Below are 19,198 nucleotides of genomic sequence, written 5' to 3' on the forward strand. Positions count from 1 at the left end.
ATATATTTAAAATCTACCGACTCTACCCTGTCCTTTTGAACATCTTTGCCAGTTCATCCTTTGTGAAGGTGACCATGGTGGGCCTTCCATGCGGACATGTGTAGGGGTTATTACAATGCATGAGCTGGCGGATAAGCTCTTCCATCTGACCGGTACTGCACACAGCCCCGGCCTTGATAGCAGCCCTGCATGCCATTGTGCTGCACAGGAGATCATACCTCTCGGTGTCCTCCTTCACCCTGCCTGCGCAAAGGAGGTCCGAAATGATATCATGTATCACATCGGTGTCTTCCAGCTTCCCGAATATGCTGGGAACCGTTGTCACCACATAACTCTTTGGGCCAAACTCAGAAACCGAGAAACCAAGTTTCTCAAGTTCAGGGATGAAATCAGCGATAATGACTTTCTCTTTCTGGCTCAGATCAAGTGTCACAGGTGTGATAAGCTCCTGCCAGCCCATATCCTGCATCCTCAGCACCTGCTCATACATGATGCGTTCATGTGCTGCGTGCTGGTCTATAAGTATTAGATTGTTGTCCATCTCACATATTATATAAAGGTCGGCATACTGACCGTAAACCTTCACTTCCGAGGGACTGAAGGATGTGACGGATTCCAGTACCTCATCGCAAGTAACGCTCATCTGCATCCTCTCACTCCTTTTCAGACGGCGCTGAGTATCCTTTGCAGGATAGTGATAAGGCTGCTTTTCCTCCCTGATGAGACGTGGATTGGACGGAGTAACAGAAGCTGTATCAAGAACCGGTACGTCTTCTGCTACTTGAAGGACCACATTCCTTTTGGGAATAGTTGATGTCCCATGATCTGCCTTTTCAGGCCCATAAAAACGTGATTGAACCGGAACATCCTTTTTCCTGATTTCTACTTCAGGAACCAGCGACTCTTTCCCAAGAGCATCTTCCACAGCGGTGATTATCATTCTCTCGATATCTTTTTCATGGCTTAGCCTGACCTCCCTTTTTGCGGGATGAACATTCACATCCACATTCACAGGGTCGATGGTAAAGTTCAGGAAGGCAGCAGGATAGCGCCCTTTTGGAAGCAGGGTGTAATATCCAAGCCTTACAGCATTGCTTATCTGGTTTGATGAAATGGGCCTGCCATTTATGAAGAAGACCTGCAGGTCCTTTCCACTTCTTGTCAGCTGCGGCTTTGAGATGTAACCGGAGATAGTCAGCAGATCTGAAACGTATTCCACAGGAACGAGGGAACGTGCAACATCAGCACCATAGAGGTGAACGATACTGTCCAGCATCTTAACGGATGAAGGAGACCTGAGTATAACCCTGCCATCAATCATAAGGGTAAAAGAAACATCAGGATGTGCAAGGGAGTTCCTGGAAACGACATCCACAATATGGGCAATCTCTGTCCTGGCACTTTTGAGATACTTCTTTCTGGCAGGCGTACTGTAGAGGCTGTCAAAAACTTTGGTGTTAAACTTTATTGGATATGTTCCCTTCCCAATATCCTCTTTTAACACTTAAATAATTCAATATCCCCTTCGGTGTTTTAAATATCCTTTTCAACGAATCAGGTAACGTTTGTCGATAATAATTCTCAATAGGGTTTGTTGTTTTTGAAATCATTTCATCCACCATAAACAGAGTCAACCTTTCGAAGTCTTTTATAATCTTATCTATTGATTTGTGAAGTAAATGTGGAATTTCTTCCATATTACTGATTATCTCTTGAAGTCTCTTGATTGCGATATTTAGGTCATATGTTCTAAACACTTCTTTGATCTTTGTAAATGCTAAACACAACCTGATCTTTTCCCTAGAGCCAATAAATTTTGATTTTAGTTTTTTGTACACATCTTTCCCAACAAGCTTGTACAAATGAAATATGCAAAGTTGATGCTTGATTTTTAGTGCATCCATAATCGATTTATATTTTCTTCGGTGGTCGGTTGAAATGGCATGAAGAGGCTTAGAAGCTACAGCATTTTTAATAAAACCCTTAACAGTATCATATTCAAGATTTGGCACAATTTTCTCTTCTACTGGTTTATTCAGTACAGAGTCTATCAAACTGAGCCTATAAAAGCGATTTCCATTCAGTTTTATGTATTGTTCATCATAACAATAGTATCCAGAATAATGATTATCATCGCTTGATATTGATATTCTGTTTGATCCTGCAATCCAGTTGTAAATGGTCTGATGAGAGGGAGAACAATCGTATAGCGATGTGAAGATCTTTTGCAGATGTCTGAATGAACAATAGCCAGCCTCATAGGTTTTTTCTATATAGTGTTCATAAGTTCGGGCATATTGATGTCCTTTTTTTACAATTGAATCAAGAGGTGTTGTGAATTTTTTAGAACAAATCTTACAATAGTATCTTCGAACATAAATAACCTGACTTCCAAATTCTGTTAATTTTAGCTTGCGTTTGTAATATTCTTGTTTGATTACTTTCCTGGAACCACAAACAGGACAGTAAGGATGAAGGAGATCAAAATGATTGTCTGCATGCAGAACAAGCTCCTTCTCATTGTGAATATTCCTATTTTCAGTTGAAGACAATTGGGATATGATAGCATCTTCAAAGCTTGTGATACCTGAAAAACAGTCGTTTAGTTTAAGTTGAATTGAGCTAATATGAGATTTGAAAGTGGATATGATATGGTTTGTCACAAAACCATATCTACTTTCATAATATATATTTATTGTTATTAATTAACTCAGGCTTTGCAACCCCAAAGTTTTTGACAGCCCCGTACTGTAGAAAAGATCATTGACAAGTATGCTTGTCCCAACAGCAGTGCCTGCAGAACTTATGCTCCTGACACCGCTGCTGTCAACTGCGACCCTGGTGCCTTCTATTCCACTTTCCTGCCGGGTGACAAGTTCAACCTTTGCAACTGAAGCAATGGAAGCCAGGGCTTCACCTCTAAATCCCATGGTAAGTATACGATCAAGGTCTTCGATACTGTTTATTTTACTGGTTGCATGTTTCTTGAATGCAAGGGAGGCATCCATATGGCTCATTCCAATGCCATTGTCAACAACAAGAATACTTTTCGTGCCATACCCCCCTATTTCCACTCGAACATCGGACGCATTAGCATCAATGGAATTCTCAATTAGCTCCTTGACCACTGAAGCCGGGCGCTCGATCACTTCTCCTGCTGCTATTTTATTGATGGTGGACTCATCAAGTAACCTGATCCTTGATGTCCCTGTATCACATGAATCACCTGTCATTGTGCGTTTCATCTCCACATAATTTGCCCTTAAGATCATGCAGTTTATTCATTGCTTCCAGAGGGGTCATTGTATTGAGGTCCAGCCTCGTAAGTTCTTCCAGCACAGGATTTTTCTTACCTGTATCCTCAGCACCATATGAGCTATTCTGGTCAAAAAGTATCACCTGGGTATACTTGGCACTGCTGCGTTGCTTTTTCCGTCCCCTGCGATCATCATCACTTATAACGCATTCATTCTCTATATCCTCAAGGATCTCCCTGGCCCTGTTTGTAACAGCATGCGGGACGCCTGCTATCCTTGCAACATGTATACCATAGCTTCGGTCCGTTGCACCGGGCACGATCTTGCGCAGGAAGACCAGGTCATCCCCATCCTCCTTTACAGCTATGTGGTAATTCCTCACACGCTTCAGGTTTGCCGCCATATCCGTAAGCTGATGGTAATGTGTGGCAAACAATGATCTTACACCCACACGCCCTTTGTTATGGATATATTCCACCACGGCCTTTGCGATACTGTAACCATCATAAGTACTGGTGCCCCTGCCTATCTCATCCAGCAGCACCAGGCTTTTAGGAGTGGCGTTGTTCAGGATGTTTGCAAGTTCCACCATTTCCACCATGAAAGTGCTCTGTCCGCTTGCAAGGTCATCAAAGGCCCCAACCCTTGTGAAAACCCTGTCAACTATACCGACCAAAGCATGGGAAGCCGGCACAAAGGACCCGGCCTGAGCCATGATAACGATCATAGCGATCTGCCTCATATATGTAGACTTACCTGCCATGTTGGGCCCGGTTATAAGCTGGAACTGGTTCTCGCTGCAATCCATTTCCGTATCGTTGGGAACAAAACCGCCGGGAACCGTATTCTCAACAACAGGATGTCTCCCGTCCCTTATGAGAAGCCTGCAGTCCGGGGCTATTGCCGGCCTTACGTAGTTGTTATTGGCAGCCACTTCAGCCAGGTCTGCAAGCACATCCAGCATACCTATCAGAGAAGCCGTTTCCTGTAACTGCCGGGAATGTGATGCAACAGTGGAATTGATATCACAGAGCAGTTCGTACTCCAGTGCGGTCATCTTCTCGTCTGCCAAGAGAATGGCACTCTCACGCTCCTTGAGTTGCGGAGTGTAGAAACGCTCGGCATTGGTCATGGTCTGTTTCCGGATATAATCATCGGGGACCTGGGATATATTGGACTTTGTAACCTCGAGATAATAACCGAATACCTTGTTGTACCCCACCTTAAGGGACCTGATACCTGTCCGGTCTCGCTCCTTCTGCTGGAATTTTGCAACCCACTGCTTGCCGTTTTTGGAAAGGTCTGCCAGCTCATCCAGCTGCTGGTTATAGCCGGATCTTATCATACCGCCGTCCCTCACACTAAGGGGTGGCTCTTCAACAATGGCGTTGTCTATGAGCCTGGCAAGCTCCTCCAGTTCCCTGAAGGAAGACAGTTGCGACACAATATCTTCCAGTATGCCAACGCCCTTGCAGCCCATGAGTGAATCAAGCAGCTGAGGAACTGCTTCAAGTGACCTTTTCAATGATACAAGGTCCCTTGCATTTGAATTACCATACATGACCCTGCCTACAAGCCTTTCCATGTCCTTTACAAAGGAAAGATGAGCACGGATATCAAAACGAACAAGTGTATTATCATGAAGCCACGCCACAGCATCCAGCCTGTCATTGATGGCATCGACAGATATGAGTGGTTTCAGGAGCCATTTCTGCAGGAGCCTCTTGCCCATGGGAGTCTTTGTCTCATCAAGCACCCCCATCAATGAAGAATCGTTACCTTCGCCCCGTACATTCCTGATTATCTCAAGGTTTCTCAGGGTAATGGCATCCAGTACCATGAACTGGGAATCGAAATAAGTGTTCAGGGATTGTACCTGCGACAGTTCCCTCTTCTGGGTATCAGTAGCATAACGCAGCGCAGCACCTGCAGAAGCTACCGCAGACCGGAGCTCACTGCAGCCCATACCCTCCAGTGTGGACACCCTGAACTGTTCCAGGAGCGTCTTTTCAGCTCCTGCCGGGTCGAAAAGATCCACATCACATTCATGGATGATAACCTTCAGTTCCCTTAAACGTTCACAGAGTTGCCGATCCTCCTTAAGAGAAGGTGGCATGATGCATTCCGACGGACTCATTCTTGCAACCTCACTTGCGATCCTGTCAAATGGTGCACTGTCTGTGAACTGTGTGACCAGGAACTCCCCTGTGGAAATATCCAGGAAAGAGAGACCGTATTCATCCTTTTCACCATACACTGCCATCAGGTAGTTATTTGAAGCATCCGTGAACATTGAAGAATCCATGGCAGTACCTGGAGTGACAACCCGCACAACCCCACGCTTGACAACACCTTTTGCCTTCCTGGGGTCCTCAAGCTGCTCACATATGGCGACCTTGTAGCCCTTTTTGATAAGCCGGGGAAGATAATTGTCAATCGCATGATAGGGAATGCCTGCCAGGGGCATCTTTTCCCCGTCCCGTCCTTTCCCCCGGGTCGTCAGAGTGATCTCAAGCTCCTTTGCGATAGTTTTAGCATCCTCTCCGAAGGACTCGTAGAAGTCCCCCATCCTGAAGAATATGAGAGCATCCCTATGCTCTTCCTTGGCTGCATAATACTGCTGCATTGCCGGGGTCATCTTTTCCATATAGAATCACACAAAATTGATGCTGCCAATTATCTGGTTGTTAGTATTTTTGTTTTTTGCATCAGTGCATAGCCCATCCCAATGGTATATATCGGCATGGAAAGGTATCTCATGCCTATATCAGTAAAGTATTGAGTAACTGACATATCGAAAAATCCACCATAAACCATTGAAAGATCCAGTGCAAGATTAATGACCAGCCAGATCAGGCCCAGAACGATTCCTTCATTCAGATAGTTTGTTTCAACATACCTGAAGTATCCCACTGCAAGAACAACGCCTGCAAGAGCACCTGTAACCACCATGATGGATTTGAAGAAAGTTTCATCTACTATGAAATTGCCTTGCCGGTCAACGAATGCAAAGGACACGAGAAAAGGAACCAGCCACACGATTAGTCCGTAAAGGACCATTTTCAGATATTTGTTCATTTAAATCCCCCTTCAAAAAGGATATCCTGATTAAATGGAATATAAACTTACTGTTTAGAAGCTATAGCCTGCATTATCTGATAGGCGGCTTTTAATTCCTCACCAATATCCACAACAAGTTTACCCGAAGGCACAAACAGCACATGTGTTCCGTTGGACTCGATGACATAATTTCTCCCGATGTGACCAGAAATATCTTCGTTAATAAAAGAAGTATCACCTTTCAGAGAGAAGTATTGGTTGTATGCATTCTTTGAGAGTGGAGAACGGGGCTGGAGTTCGAAAACAGGACACTTTTCCTTAAATATGATACCTGAAGACTTGAAAGTACCACCATGAGAAGTTCCGCCGCCGGTTATGAAACTTCCAATAACTGTGATCTGATCAAAAAAGATCACCTGGACATCATTAAATGTGCCTGTAAAAACATTGTATATTTTTTGTTTGTTCCCAATCCGGGTTTGCTCAAAACCGATGGAAGTTACGATAGCCTGTGAAGCCGGCTCGAATCCAAGTAATCCGGCCTTTTCTTTCAATTCCTTTGTTCTTCTTTGCTCGCCAAGATAAGTAAATATAATCGCCATCAAAATAGCGGTTACAACGAACCCTGCAAATCCAATTATGAATATAAGTCTCAGATCCATATCATCAAGCAAGCAATAAATATCCGGGAACCTGTCTTACTGAATCCCATGTTTTGACCACTATGAACATTGGCCTGCTATAGGGCAGACTACAGGGCAATGAGTATCCACACCATTTTTCTATAGCATTTAGCATTTATTTAAAAAAATGATAGGTTTATCACTTATAAATGTTTTTTGCACAGGAAAACTAACGATAAAGTATATGAGAAACTGGAAACTATTACCAATCCATGATCGGGATTGAATCATTGAGTAGCACTACCGGATTTGCTGCTTATGCCCTGGTATTCATAATGGCAGCTATCCCCTGGTTTGAGATACTTATAGTGATACCTCCTGCAATTGCCATGGGGCTGGATCCTTTTGTAGTCTCTTTCCTGGCATTTACGGGAAACCTGGTAACGGTCTTTCTTTTGGTATTTGCCCATCACTCCCTGAATACCATATGGAAAAAGTTCAGGGTAAATGAAGACAACCCGGAAAACACCTCTGCTCCATCCGGAAGAAGAAAAAAGGCCATTAAGCTCTGGAACAGCTACGGATTGCCAGGAATTGCAATGATGGGGCCTTTGATACTGGGCACTCATTTTGCTGCGCTTATTGCACTTAGCCTGGGTTCCAAAAAGAATCCTGTGGCATTATGGATGACCATCAGCCTGTTCATATGGACCATAATAATTGCAGCTGTTTCATATTATGGAATAGAGAGCCTGAAATGGATAGCTGGATAGAAGGATTGGATTCCAGTCAATTAAGCAGATGAAAAATAAAAATAAAGGGGATATGGTCCCCTTAGACCACAGTCACATCCATTCCCTTCACCTCAGCCACAACCTGCGGATTGTAGTACGAATAAGCCCTGCTCTCTGATACGATGGCCTTCACCGGGAACAGTGCCCGGACCTGCATACTGATATCCAGTACCTCACCCGGTTGCATGTCATCGATATAGAATATTACTTTCCTTCCGGCTATTTCATAGCGTGTGATCTTATCTTCTTTCTCCCTGAGAGTTTCAAGGCTTGACGTTACCGGACTGAAGCCCGTTGGTACGGCAAGGTCCACTATCATCATTCCACTTGAAGTTACACTGCCACCAATACCCCGTATGCCGTTGTACTTAACCAGGGCATTCACCGTTACTATATCATTTACAGCAACACTGGCAGAATCATATTCCACTTTAAGTTCTATCTCTTTCTGTTCGGTCACATCAGGCAATATCACATTGAAACGCCTGACAAGCTGATAGTTCAGGTCTCCCGTACCATCCATTTCTAGCTTCACATTCGATGTTCCGGCAGGGATCTCAATTATCTGCACCACATCGAAATTCTGCCGGTCCACTTTCACGGACCTGATATTTGTGCCATCTGCGATGACATGTACTGTTGCATCTATATCCCTGCCTGCGGATGCTGCCGCCCCCATCAGTGCCCTGAAAGCCATGACGGTATCCTGTGTACTGGAAAATCCACCGCTGGAATTGCGCTGGGCTGCTATCCATTTCAATGAAGAGATGGCTGCCGGGTGTTTTGCCTCTATCAGGGCAAGAGTTGCGTAAGATGTTGTTTCCACATTCTTGCTGGAAGGGATTATGAAATCATAGCCACCATATTCGTATGGTTTTGTCACAGTTCCATCACCATATCCCCAGTAAGTGCCTTCATCATCCTGTTTAGCAATGGAGAGCAGGTCATTGAGAGCCTTATCGGCAAACGGACTGCCAAGCTTTTGCAGAGCAAAGGTACCGATGGCAAGTGCATATGGGTCATCCTGGTCTGCAAGGTGGTCCTCCAGATATTTCTGTGCCTTTGCCATTACAACAGGATTTGCAGAACCGTACTCGTCAAGGGCAAGTGTCACATAGGCTGTCAGAGCGTAGGTACCGCTCACACCACCCATCATGTCCTGGTGTATCACAAATCCCACTGGCTCCCATGAACCATCTTCCTGCTGATGGGATCCTATCCAGCCGGAAGCCTCAGACAGGACATCCTCATCAATAGTGGTCACATCCCTGGCACCACTGAACTGTGACAGCACAAAGGACGTAAGCCACAGACTGCCACTTGCATCGCTCTGCCCAAAGGCGGAGAAAGAGCCATCACTGTGGCGGTAGGTCAGCTGGCGCTGGTAACCTGTGATGATATACATCTCAGCCTTTGCCCTTACCTCCGGTTTATCCTGTCCGGTAGCCTTAAGATAGCGCAGGATCTCCACATCGGTGGAAAAAAGCATCATATTCTGCTCCCCGCATCCGTAAGGCATGCCCAGCAGGTCATCAACACCACTTATGCTCTGGGCAACAATGCTCGGGGTGAAACTCACAAGCACTTTCCCGGAATCCGGAACAATGTCTGCCGGCAGCGTTGGATCAAGCTCCACTGATCCGTTGCTGAGCACTCCGTTGTCAACTATCTCACGGGGTGCACCTTCCGCCTCAACAATGATATCCTTTCTTACCGCATCAGCTCGTTTTGTGGTCTGTCCTGTTATCTCAATGATCTGTTTTCCAACTTTTGCCGGACTAATCGTAAAGCTTGCATATCCCACACCGTTAGCCTCAACAGTAACATCCCGCACATCATCACCAATGATCTCAAACCAGTCAGCGCCTGTCAGAGTGAGCTTCACATCCTGTGCAGTATCAAGATAATTGTAAACCTGCACCTGCACAGGGAACTCCTCACCCCTGGTCACCGAGTACGGCAGGTCAGGATCGATGAAGAAATCCTGGAACACCGTCAGGCCTGATCCGGAAATACCAATGCCGGCAGGACCTGATGAGACCGCATGCAATCTCCAGGTTGTTATGCTGTCAGGAGCTGTCAGGTCAATCCTTGCAAGGCCATTCTCATCGGTTAGAAGCTCAGGCATCCACACCCAGGTCTCTGGGAAGAACTGGCGTACACGCTGCACTTCTGCAAGCTCCCCGCCTGCCTCTTCCATGATCTCTTCAACAGCCACTTCATCCACAGCCATTGGCATTGCCTCTCTGACCATACCATCGTCCATAGGAACTTCCATACCTGCGAAAAATCCCGCAAAACCATTCACTTCAAATTCCATCCCCCTGTTTGGTGACTGTGGTACATCGATGCCTGGTGAAGCCATCACAACGACACCGGCACTTTCCAGTATATCATAGGCACCTTCCATATACCATGAAGGATGTGACTCTGCCATGGGCACCATGAAGCGCCTTTCAAGCTCATCGAATACCTGCCTGAGGTTGAGCCTGCCCTCACTGAGCGCATATACCGATTCATCTACTATGGAGAAACCTATCATGGACATGCTCCCTGCATCAAAGATAACGGTCACATTATCCCCGGGCTCAACCGATCCACTGTCAAATGAAGGGGAAAGATCCACCTGTGTGGAGAATTCAACATCAATCGGGAGTACATCCACAGACACCTCACTGTTAGGGTTTATCATATAAGCGACCACTTTTGCCTGCGGGCTCATCTCTGGTGTCACTGGTATGCTAATATCCTGCTCATCACTCGTAGCTGAATATACGGTCCTGCCGTTTGCGAATACATCATAGTATACAGTCCCCGGGTTTGTGGAGTAGACCCTCAGTGATACCGTGTCACCGACTTTTGGTATTCCTTCACTGGTCTGGGTAATGTGTATGAAACTGGCACTTGGCGAGTAGGCTGCATTCAGGGACTTGCTGGACCGGGAATCATCAGTGTAGGCATCTATGAACAGATGATTGGTATTATTAGGGATATCGTATTGAAGCATTGCAACTCCACCTTCGGTTATTACAAGCCTTGTGTCCTCGGTGAAACTGTAAGAATCATCCCTTATACGTGCCTCCACCATCACTTCAGTATCCACAGGGTCGCCTCCCGGGTCTTTTGTGACCAGCAGCACCTGCAACGGCATCCCTGGTTTTATAGTGCTTGATTCGGGGATAAGCTGGATGACAAGAGGCGAATTGGCTATGGTCAGCAGCTTGTTGCTGGTCTCGTTGTGATTGCCCGTGTCGGTGACGGTCACATTGAGCATGAGGCTTGCCTGGCCACCTGCCCCGTATGTACCGGCTGCATACCCCACAGAAGGCAACTCGAACTCAACTGAGCCATCCTTTAATTTTCCGGAAAAGCTGGCATACTGCTCCCATTCACCTACGTATCGTGAAGCTTCAACAAGCACATCGCCCTGGACATCCTTTCCAAAGAAATAGTTCGCCGATACAGTGCCTGTAATCCTGTCAGAGGCCAGGAACCATTCCCGGGAAGTCTCAACTGACACGCCGAATTTCGGTAGTACGTATTTATCAACCTGTATGTCGACATTTGAGATCGAATCACCCGCTGTTGCGACTATCTTCCATGTTCCCAGGTTCAGCTCGGATGCGAGTGGCAGGTCAAAGGAAGCAACACCATATTTGTTAGAACTCATTTCTTCTTTGAATACCTTGATACCTTTGGCATCGGTAATTTCAACGGTGATATTCTCCTGAACAGGTACAAGATCGTTGTTCAGGGAAAGTATCCTGCCATGTACGGTCTGTCCGGGTTTGTATATGGGCTTGTCAGTCTCGATGAAAAGAGGATTGTTCCTTATCACTTTCACGGTTGCGCTGAACTCAGTATCGACACCTGAAGGTTTTGCTGTTAGTACATAGGTCCCCTCTTCAACATCCGGCACTTCAAAAGAGGCCACAACATTCCCGGATTCAGAAGTAGATGCCCGGACCAGCGGTATCTCATTGTTCTTGCTATCAGTAAGCGTATATTCAACACAACGTTCAACAGGCCCCCTATCAGAGAAAGCTGCCATGGTAACGGAGCTCTCACCGCCTGAGAAGAGCATCTTTGGTGCAAGTATCAGGAACTCATCCCCGGAAAGGGCAACCTGGCCACCGCACGGACCGGCAATATTGGACTCAGACCCGGACCCTCCGGTTTCATTTCCGCTACATCCTGACATCAAAACTGCAAAAAGCGTTATCAACGATACAAAAAAGAATGCTTTTGTCTTTCTCTCTGCAAAGTTCATGTTTACCACTTCAAAAACGTAAATTGTTCCATATTACAGAATTTAGGACTATGGCTGTATATACTTTGCTTAAACTTCAAAGATGTTTGAAGTTATGAAAGGGGGAGCATTTTGATTTGTTAAAGGAAAAAGAAGAATAAAAAGTGAAATAAGTAATCTGCCATTGATCCACTATAGAGCTGTTATTAGGTGTTACCAGTCTGTTATTCCCCCACCAGCTTTTTCGTGATCTGCGCAACATGCCTTCCCTGAAACCTTGCGATCCCAAGCTCGTTCTCACTTGGATGTCTGGTATTCGGGCCGCTGCCGGCAACCGTTGAAGCACCATATGGACTTCCACCTGTGATCTCATCAAGGATCGACTGCCTTTTTTCAGAATATGGTACACCAACTATGATCATACCATGATGTAGCAGTGTTGTATGGAAACTAAGTATCGTGGATTCCTGACCGCCATGCTGGGTGCTGCTGGATGTAAAGACACTTCCTACTTTACCTATTAGCTCACCCTTTGACCAGATCCCTCCCGTCCTGTCAAGGAAGGCACGCATCTGTGCAGCCATCATTCCAAATCTTGTCGGTGTTCCAAAGATGATGGCATCTGCTTCAGAAAGATTCTCAATGTCTGCAACAGGAATATGCTCAAAACTTTTCTTTGAGTATGTTGCTCCCATTTTTTCAAGAATTTCCGGTGTAAAGGTTTCCTCTACCTGATATAATCCGACTTCTGCATCTTCTACTTCTCTGGCACCTTCTGCAACAGCCTCGGCCATCTTATAGTTGTGACCGTAAAGGCTGTAAAAAATAACATTTATTCTCATCATTCCCGCCTCTTTGAAATTATCAAGCCTAACTTAATAACGTTTTAATATGGGTGAATGGCAGCATAAGTAAGTATCCGGCAAAGATATAGATACATAATTTTAAATATGTTGTGTTAGAAATAAATAACATAATAATATTAATATCTAACATTATGTTAGAATCAGATAGAGGAATTTGATGGAAATACAGGAAAAATATATAAAAATGAATTATTCACTTGGCTTTGTACTGATCCTGACAGGAGTTGCTCTGGTATCTCTGATTCAGGAAAATCAGCAGATAGGCATCATTCTGATCAACATCGGAGCTGTTATTCTTCTTGTCACATTCCTTAAAGCAAGAAGATATCGTAATGGACCTGTAAAAGACGAAAGAACTGTAAAAATAGGTGCTTACGGACTCTCTTATTCCTGGTTCATCTCCCTTATGGTGATAGCCCTCCTGTTCTGGGTGGAAGAGCTCGCACTAGCGCAGTTGAATGTAAAACAGGTGTTGGGAATCCTCATGTTCACCATGGTAATTACAGCAAAAGGCATTCAATGGTACCTTTTCAGGAAGGGAGATGTTGAATAAGTAAAAATACAAAGGATGATCATATGAAGACGAGGATCAAGGAGCTCCGGGCCAGGCATGAACTGACACAGGAGGAACTTGCAAATAAAGTCGGTGTCAGAAGGGAAACAATCGGTTTTCTGGAAAAAGGAAAATATAACCCCTCACTAAAACTTGCATATAAGGTAGCAAATACCCTTGAAACAACTATTGATGAGCTATTCATATTTGATGAATCAGACCTCAAATGACACAGGAGAGAAATGACAAAGGAGAGATAATTATGGAAACTAAAACAAAAGTCTGGCTTGCAGAGGATGGAAAACCAATTATTGGTGCCGGAAAAGTTGCACTCCTTAAAGCCATCGATGAGGAAAGGTCACTTAGAAAGGCCTGTGAAAAACTGGATATTTCCTACAAGCATGCCTGGAACGTGCTGAACAAAATGAGCGAAAGGCTCGGGAAGGATGTAGTCACCACCATTCGCGGGGGAAAGAATCAGGGTACGTTCCTCACCGAAGAAGGGCGCCGGCTTATCAGTGAATATGAGATCAACAGAAAATTCATAGACAGCACCATGGAGGATGAAGGGTCCTGGGAGAATATAGGACTTGCAATATCTGCACGTAACAAAATACCTGCAAGGGTTGTTTCAGTGGAAAAGGAAGGACTTGTCTCCAGGGTAAAACTGGAAATAGAGCCTTCAGCACTTACATCCATAATCACTTCCGAAGCTGTTGAGAGACTTGATATCAGGGAAGGAGACATGGTATACGCGATAATCAAGTCCACAGGAGTCCTTATTGGCAAAGAAAGAACAAGAGAAGAAGGAAATTGACCTCCAGCGATCTATTCAAAAACCGTATATACTTTATATCCCTTATATACCTATATAGCAGAAATAAATAAAATAAATCTGATCCTGTCAGTAAAATGGAGACTTTATGTCAGAAAATGAAGATTTTTCATGGGGAAGCGGCAAAATAAAGAACCTTTCCACGCTTGGAAATATAACAAGTATACCTGCCCATGAAGAGCCAGATACTGAAATGGCCCAAGGAATGATATTAAAAGAAGGAGAACACGGATATATTGTCATCGATGAGTTCAAAGAGAAGATGGCTGATATCCTCTCAAAAGAACTTCACAGGAAGAAATGATGCTTTTGCCTATTTTAACCTTCTTTGTACATATGTGCCATAAACCATGAAAGGTAGCAAACCCAGTGCAAACAATGTCTTTATTTCTGGTGCCAGTACATCACTGGCGCTTCCAACAATTGTGCTTATCTCAATACCAAGTCTCAGATATATGGCATCAAGTAGAAGCCCGAATGCCAAAGAGCACATTGCTATCATTCCAAGATAGATGGCCGCACTTCTTCTCCCCAGGAATTTAGTTACCATGGTGATGGTTGCTGCATTTGTGGCAGGTCCGGCCAGCAGGAACACAAAAGCAGTCCCGGGGCTCATTCCCTTTGCAACAAAGGCAGCAGCAAGGGGAGTAGATGCCGTTGCACATATGTAGAGCGGAATACCTACGATCAACATTATCAGCATTGACAGGATACCACCTCCCAGATAAACACTGAAAAGCTCATCTGGTATGATAAAGGAAATCATTCCCGCAATCAGGATACCCACCATCAGCCATCCTGATATGTCACCCAGCAATTCAACGAATGCATACCTTAAACCTTCAGTCATTTTTCTCAAACCGGATTTGGAAGGCTCTTTGTCAAAAGAAGGGACAGTATGGCATGAGCAAGCCGTATCGCTGCACGTTGCCATTGGCTGCATTACAGGGAACGGTTTTTGCAAAGAATTATCTTCTTTTTTGTCCTTTGTTCCAGATCTTTCCTCACCCAATAGGTTTTCTGTGATACCTGTAAGCAAGGCGGTTGTCATACTTGCAATGGGACGGAAAACCGTCATGATCGGGTCCAGTAAAGCATAGGTAATGGCAACAGAGTCCACACCTGTTTCAGGGGTTGATATGAGAAATGATAAGGTGGCACCCTTTGTAGCACCTCTGTTCTTCAGGGAGAGTGCTGTAGGAACCACTCCGCATGAGCATAAAGGCAGAGGAATGCCAAGCAATGAGGCGTTAAAAACTGATCTGAACTTCCCGGCAGACCTGCCGAGATATTTGAGTATCTTATCATCCGGAACAAAAGCATGTAAAAGACCTGCAACTGCAAAACCCAGGAACAGATAAGGCGCAGCCTCTTCAAACATATGCCATGATTCTGTTGCAACGCCTGTAAAGAAGGATAGGGCATATTCTGAAACGGACATTATTTCATTTCCTCCACATGTTCCCTGCACATGGTTATAAATAGTTCCACATGTTCATCAGCAAGATAGTACACTGCAAACCTGCCTTCCTTTCTAACCCTGACAAGATCAAGCTGCCTCAGGTTTTTCAGGCTATGGGATACGGCGGACTGGGATATGCCAAGCGCATTCTCTATACCTTTCACGCACATACCGCCCTGTAAAAGCAGAAACAATATCTTCGGGCGGGTTGTGCACTGAAGGGCATTGAATATCTGGCACATAGAGTATACTGACTCTTCGGAGGGTAGTTTCTTTGACCTTTCAGCCAGGGTTCTTTCGTCTGAGCAAATATGATCCGTATCCATGAACATCATGTATATATGAACATATGATCATATATTAATGTTATTGCAAGTTAAAGTGCAATATAAAAAAAGAACAAACAAACATAGAGAAAAATAGTAAGATGATCAGAAGCTTTAAATCCTATTGAATGAACAGAAGTTCGCCCAAAACCACGATAACAGCGGCTTTCCATTGCAAGGGACACATCTGTCACAGAACGAAGAGAAGTGCTCACAAGGGGAACCGCGAGAGAGAAAATAGCTTTTACAGGATCTTTTTTGATGTCCATGCCCCTTGAAAGCTGGGACTCCCTCAGATCTTTGAAACTATCATACAGGAGGGGGACAAAATATAGGGACAGGGACATCATCATAGCAAGGTCGTGTGAAGATATTCCTGCATACCTGAGAGGAAGAGGGCGAACAAGCCTTTCAATACCTGCGGTTATCTTAGAAGGGGAAGTTGTCGCTGTGAGTAATACTGCAAAGAGCAGCAAGAAAACAAAGCGCAAAGTCAGAACAGTACCAAGCACCAGGCCTTCATGACTTGCACTTATTATCCGATACTGGAAAATCACCTGCCCTTCAGTGAAGAAAAGCTGCATGAAGAAAATCAAAGAAAAAAAGATCAGCATCGGACGTATAGAGCGGAAAAAATGCTTTAAGGGAATTTTACATGTAGCAACCAGGGATAAAAAAACAAAAGCCAGTAATGACATACCTGTAAATGATGAAACCTTGAGAATGAACATGCTGGCAAGCATAAGACCAAGGATCTTTGTCCTGGAATCCAGCCTGTGGAGCACGGAATCTCCCGGAATGAAAGACAAAAAGAGATCATTCATCCAATCTGGCCTCCGGGGAACCAAAGAAACGGATTATTTCTGAGAAGGCATCATCAACAGAGTAAATATCATCACCTACATTGATACCAGCAAGATTAAGCTCTTTCATAAGGGACGTTATCTCCGGTAGCGTGAAGGGAGCAGATCTTAAATATTCCGGTACAGAGCCGACAAATTCTATACGGCCACTCTTTAGGATAATTATCTTTTCTGCAAGTGATAGCAGTTCAGATAACTGGTGTGAGATAACAACAATAGAAATACCGGACCTATGAAGCTTTTCCAGTGTTCCGATGAGCAACACACGATTATCAGGGTCAAGACCTGAGGCAGGTTCATCCAGAATGAGATAATCAGGTTTCATGGACAGCACCCCTGCAAGCGCAACAAGCCTCATCTGTCCTCCGCTGAGGCTAAAAGGAGATAGTGAAGCTACTGACCCATCAAGACCTGCCAGGCCCAGAGCATACATTACATGCTCATCCAGTTCCTTTCCTTTAAAACCGAAGTTTGAAGGAGCAAAAGCAACATCCTCATAAACTGTCCTTCCGAAAAGCTGTTTTTGAGGATATTGCATCAAAAGACCAGCTTTTGATCGAACCTTCCTGCTTCCGGCTGCCTTCCCATCTATTGTCACCGAGCCGGACTGTGGCCTGAGGAGACCATTCAGGTGCCTTGCAAGAGTTGATTTTCCGGAACCAACTTCACCTCCGATGAGAACGAACTCACCTTTACCTATTGAAAAACTGATATTGTCAATTGCATGTTTTTCAAGTGATGTTCCCCGGTTATAGCAGAAAGATAGATTTTTTACTTCAATTGACATAGTAAATCCCTCAGTTCTTCCCTGGACAAAGGAAAAGATGCGGGTTCGAAAAAGCCGGCCTCTAAAAGCCGCCTGGACAACTCCATTACCGTGGGAAGTCCAAGACCAGAGTTCACGACATTCCCCTGACCTATCAGAAGACGTGGATTATCATCATGCTTAATACGACCTTTTTCCATTATTATAAGGCGATCTGCATGAACCAGTTCTTCCAGGCAATGGGTCACATATATGATCGTGGTCCCGTTTTCATGTAATTGTGTTATAAGTGACAGGACCTCCTTTCTGGAATCCGGGTCCAGCATGGAAGTGACCTCATCAAATAATATCACCTCAGGCTCCATGGCAAGAACTGATGCCAGTGCCACCTTCTGTTTCTGACCACCGCTAAGTGTCCGGGGTGTATGATCGTTGTAACCGGTCATTCCAACCGCTGAAAGTGAATTTTCTACACGCCTGCGTATCTCCCCGGGAGGAAGGCCAAGATTCTCCGGCCCGAATGCAATGTCCTCCTCAACGGTCATCCCTATGAATTGTGACCCGGGATCCTGGAACACCATACCTGCAACCTGGCGTATCTTAAAGATAGAAGAAGGATCTTTAGTATCCATTCCTTTTACCGTGACAGAACCTTCACCGGGAAGAAGAAGACCATTCATGTGACGCAGGATAGTTGTTTTACCACTACCGTTCTTTCCAATAACCCCGACAAATTCACCCTGATCGATATCAATAGAAACTGAATCAAGTGCCGGTACACGTTTATTATAATGATAAGTTACATTTTCTAGGCGAATCATGAAATCACATCAAATAGAGTAACGGGATGCTATGAATGCACCTGCCAGCAACTTGAGCACATCTCCCGGGATATATGGGACAAGACCAATGGCTACTGACTCTGCAATCGAGAGATTTGCAATGTTAATCAGTTGAAGAATACCTAAAACATAGATAAAGATGAGTCCTGCGAACATGAAAAGTACATTCAGATGAAACCGGGAATTGCCATAGCGGTCACACAGAAAACCTGTCACAAAAGCCCCTAACACAAAACCAAAAAGATAACCACCTGTCGGCCCGAAGAACATACCAAGACCGGAACCACCGCCAGAGAACACAGGAAGTCCTGCAATTCCCAAAAGCAGATAGACTATTGCACTTATCGTTCCCCATCTTGCACCCAGCATCGCTCCTGCCATCAATATGAAAAGGATCTGCAATGTAATAGGAACCGGACTTACAGGAACAGGTATCCTTATATATGCCCCAACTGCCATCATAGCAGCAAACATGGAAGCAAAAACCATTTTCCGGATGTTTTCATTATGATAGTAAACTTTTTCTGCCATCTTATCACCAAAGTCTATGTCAATTCTTTTGTGCTGGATGTTTGGTATCAACGTAATATACCAGATCCTTGAATATTACCTGGACGACTTGTATTGTAGACTCAGATTTAAGCAAAAAGTTTACAATATATATAACCCTTATGACAGGATATAAACACCAATAAACAATAT

At 44.6% G+C, this 19,198-nt stretch carries 18 protein-coding genes and 1 pseudogene; 5 read left to right on the forward strand and 14 right to left on the reverse strand.

Annotated elements, in window-relative coordinates; all coding sequences use genetic code 11:
* Positions 1-22 precede the first annotated feature (22 nt).
* The 6 genes and pseudogenes from mutL (V7O64_RS08340) to V7O64_RS08365 form a co-directional block, all read right to left on the reverse strand.
* On the reverse strand, positions 23-1,504 hold the full coding sequence (gene mutL / locus V7O64_RS08340) for a DNA mismatch repair endonuclease MutL (protein ID WP_407354968.1): 1,482 nt from the start codon (positions 1,502-1,504) through the stop codon (positions 23-25).
* Between the two features lie 19 nt (positions 1,505-1,523).
* Positions 1,524-2,663, reverse strand: a pseudogene (locus V7O64_RS08345) (ISNCY family transposase); the annotation flags it as partial.
* Positions 2,664-2,705: 42 nt separating this feature from the next.
* Positions 2,706-3,245, reverse strand: coding sequence for a DNA mismatch repair endonuclease MutL (gene mutL, locus V7O64_RS08350; RefSeq protein ID WP_407357298.1), 540 nt, complete (start codon positions 3,243-3,245; stop codon positions 2,706-2,708).
* On the reverse strand, positions 3,223-5,904 hold the full coding sequence (gene mutS, locus V7O64_RS08355; RefSeq protein WP_407354969.1) for a DNA mismatch repair protein MutS: 2,682 nt from the start codon (positions 5,902-5,904) through the stop codon (positions 3,223-3,225). Before mutS ends, mutL (V7O64_RS08350) begins: the two co-directional genes overlap by 23 nt.
* Before the next feature lie 29 nt (positions 5,905-5,933).
* Complete coding sequence (locus tag V7O64_RS08360) at positions 5,934-6,335, reverse strand: hypothetical protein (RefSeq protein ID WP_407354970.1); 402 nt, start codon at positions 6,333-6,335, stop codon at positions 5,934-5,936.
* Between the two features lie 47 nt (positions 6,336-6,382).
* Complete coding sequence (locus V7O64_RS08365) at positions 6,383-6,979, reverse strand: hypothetical protein (protein ID WP_407354971.1); 597 nt, start codon at positions 6,977-6,979, stop codon at positions 6,383-6,385.
* A 233-nt stretch (positions 6,980-7,212) separates the two neighbouring features.
* On the opposite strand from V7O64_RS08365, the gene V7O64_RS08370 reads away from it, so the two are divergent.
* On the forward strand, positions 7,213-7,713 hold the full coding sequence (locus V7O64_RS08370) for a small multi-drug export protein (protein WP_407354972.1): 501 nt from the start codon (positions 7,213-7,215) through the stop codon (positions 7,711-7,713).
* 61 nt (positions 7,714-7,774) lie between these two features.
* On the opposite strand, the gene V7O64_RS08375 is transcribed toward V7O64_RS08370, so the two are convergent.
* Together V7O64_RS08375 and wrbA are read right to left on the reverse strand one after the other, a co-directional pair.
* Entirely contained in the window at positions 7,775-12,004 is a 4,230-nt protein-coding gene (locus tag V7O64_RS08375) for an alpha-2-macroglobulin family protein (RefSeq protein ID WP_407354973.1), read from the reverse strand.
* 203 nt (positions 12,005-12,207) lie between these two features.
* A complete protein-coding gene (gene wrbA, locus V7O64_RS08380) occupies positions 12,208-12,828 on the reverse strand; it encodes an NAD(P)H:quinone oxidoreductase (protein WP_407354974.1) in 621 nt (206 codons plus the stop codon).
* A gap of 178 nt (positions 12,829-13,006) precedes the next feature.
* On the opposite strand from wrbA, the gene V7O64_RS08385 reads away from it, so the two are divergent.
* From V7O64_RS08385 to V7O64_RS08400, 4 genes are all read left to right on the forward strand, one after another.
* Positions 13,007-13,402, forward strand: coding sequence for a hypothetical protein (locus V7O64_RS08385; protein ID WP_407354975.1), 396 nt, complete (start codon positions 13,007-13,009; stop codon positions 13,400-13,402).
* A gap of 23 nt (positions 13,403-13,425) precedes the next feature.
* Positions 13,426-13,632: a helix-turn-helix transcriptional regulator gene (locus V7O64_RS08390; RefSeq protein ID WP_407354976.1), complete on the forward strand. Its 207-nt coding sequence runs from the start codon at positions 13,426-13,428 to the stop codon at positions 13,630-13,632.
* Between the two features lie 32 nt (positions 13,633-13,664).
* Complete coding sequence (locus V7O64_RS08395; RefSeq protein WP_407354977.1) at positions 13,665-14,219, forward strand: TOBE domain-containing protein; 555 nt, start codon at positions 13,665-13,667, stop codon at positions 14,217-14,219.
* A gap of 106 nt (positions 14,220-14,325) precedes the next feature.
* Entirely contained in the window at positions 14,326-14,541 is a 216-nt protein-coding gene (locus V7O64_RS08400; protein WP_407354978.1) for a hypothetical protein, read from the forward strand.
* Between the two features lie 9 nt (positions 14,542-14,550).
* Here the strand turns inward: V7O64_RS08400 and V7O64_RS08405 are convergent, their stop codons facing one another.
* From V7O64_RS08405 to V7O64_RS08430, 6 genes are read right to left on the reverse strand one after another with little or no spacing between them, the layout of a single operon-like run.
* A complete protein-coding gene (locus tag V7O64_RS08405) occupies positions 14,551-15,678 on the reverse strand; it encodes an SO_0444 family Cu/Zn efflux transporter (protein ID WP_407354979.1) in 1,128 nt (375 codons plus the stop codon).
* Positions 15,678-16,034, reverse strand: a complete 357-nt coding sequence (locus tag V7O64_RS08410; protein ID WP_407354980.1) for an ArsR/SmtB family transcription factor — start codon at positions 16,032-16,034, stop codon at positions 15,678-15,680. Before V7O64_RS08410 ends, V7O64_RS08405 begins: the two co-directional genes overlap by 1 nt.
* A gap of 41 nt (positions 16,035-16,075) precedes the next feature.
* Positions 16,076-16,849, reverse strand: coding sequence for an energy-coupling factor transporter transmembrane component T family protein (locus tag V7O64_RS08415; RefSeq protein ID WP_407354981.1), 774 nt, complete (start codon positions 16,847-16,849; stop codon positions 16,076-16,078).
* Positions 16,842-17,675 carry an ATP-binding cassette domain-containing protein gene (locus V7O64_RS08420; protein WP_407354982.1) on the reverse strand — a complete coding sequence of 278 codons (834 nt, stop codon included), beginning with the start codon at positions 17,673-17,675 and terminating at the stop codon, positions 16,842-16,844. Before V7O64_RS08420 ends, V7O64_RS08415 begins: the two co-directional genes overlap by 8 nt.
* On the reverse strand, positions 17,660-18,475 hold the full coding sequence (locus tag V7O64_RS08425) for an energy-coupling factor transporter ATPase (RefSeq protein ID WP_407354983.1): 816 nt from the start codon (positions 18,473-18,475) through the stop codon (positions 17,660-17,662). The genes V7O64_RS08420 and V7O64_RS08425 overlap by 16 nt, the downstream gene beginning before the upstream one ends.
* Positions 18,476-18,484: 9 nt before the next feature.
* Entirely contained in the window at positions 18,485-19,027 is a 543-nt protein-coding gene (locus tag V7O64_RS08430) for a biotin transporter BioY (protein WP_407354984.1), read from the reverse strand.
* Positions 19,028-19,198 lie beyond the last annotated feature (171 nt).

Source organism: Methanolobus sp. WCC5, assembly GCF_045690325.1.
Classification (GTDB): domain Archaea; phylum Halobacteriota; class Methanosarcinia; order Methanosarcinales; family Methanosarcinaceae; genus Methanolobus.

Excerpts from the sequence above, each read along its gene's own strand:
- mutL (WP_407357298.1), bottom strand. The coding sequence starts at position 3,245 with ATGAAACGCACAATGACAGGTGATTCATGTGATACAGGGACATCAAGG.
- mutS (WP_407354969.1), bottom strand. The coding sequence starts at position 5,904 with ATGGAAAAGATGACCCCGGCAATGCAGCAGTATTATGCAGCCAAGGAA.
- V7O64_RS08360 (WP_407354970.1), bottom strand. The coding sequence starts at position 6,335 with ATGAACAAATATCTGAAAATGGTCCTTTACGGACTAATCGTGTGGCTG.
- V7O64_RS08365 (WP_407354971.1), bottom strand. The coding sequence starts at position 6,979 with ATGGATCTGAGACTTATATTCATAATTGGATTTGCAGGGTTCGTTGTA.
- V7O64_RS08370 (WP_407354972.1), top strand. The coding sequence starts at position 7,213 with ATGATCGGGATTGAATCATTGAGTAGCACTACCGGATTTGCTGCTTAT.
- V7O64_RS08375 (WP_407354973.1), bottom strand. The coding sequence starts at position 12,004 with ATGAACTTTGCAGAGAGAAAGACAAAAGCATTCTTTTTTGTATCGTTG.
- wrbA (WP_407354974.1), bottom strand. The coding sequence starts at position 12,828 with ATGATGAGAATAAATGTTATTTTTTACAGCCTTTACGGTCACAACTAT.
- V7O64_RS08385 (WP_407354975.1), top strand. The coding sequence starts at position 13,007 with ATGGAAATACAGGAAAAATATATAAAAATGAATTATTCACTTGGCTTT.
- V7O64_RS08390 (WP_407354976.1), top strand. The coding sequence starts at position 13,426 with ATGAAGACGAGGATCAAGGAGCTCCGGGCCAGGCATGAACTGACACAG.
- V7O64_RS08395 (WP_407354977.1), top strand. The coding sequence starts at position 13,665 with ATGGAAACTAAAACAAAAGTCTGGCTTGCAGAGGATGGAAAACCAATT.
- V7O64_RS08400 (WP_407354978.1), top strand. The coding sequence starts at position 14,326 with ATGTCAGAAAATGAAGATTTTTCATGGGGAAGCGGCAAAATAAAGAAC.
- V7O64_RS08405 (WP_407354979.1), bottom strand. The coding sequence starts at position 15,678 with ATGTCCGTTTCAGAATATGCCCTATCCTTCTTTACAGGCGTTGCAACA.
- V7O64_RS08410 (WP_407354980.1), bottom strand. The coding sequence starts at position 16,034 with ATGATGTTCATGGATACGGATCATATTTGCTCAGACGAAAGAACCCTG.
- V7O64_RS08415 (WP_407354981.1), bottom strand. The coding sequence starts at position 16,849 with ATGAATGATCTCTTTTTGTCTTTCATTCCGGGAGATTCCGTGCTCCAC.
- V7O64_RS08420 (WP_407354982.1), bottom strand. The coding sequence starts at position 17,675 with ATGTCAATTGAAGTAAAAAATCTATCTTTCTGCTATAACCGGGGAACA.
- V7O64_RS08425 (WP_407354983.1), bottom strand. The coding sequence starts at position 18,475 with ATGATTCGCCTAGAAAATGTAACTTATCATTATAATAAACGTGTACCG.
- V7O64_RS08430 (WP_407354984.1), bottom strand. The coding sequence starts at position 19,027 with ATGGCAGAAAAAGTTTACTATCATAATGAAAACATCCGGAAAATGGTT.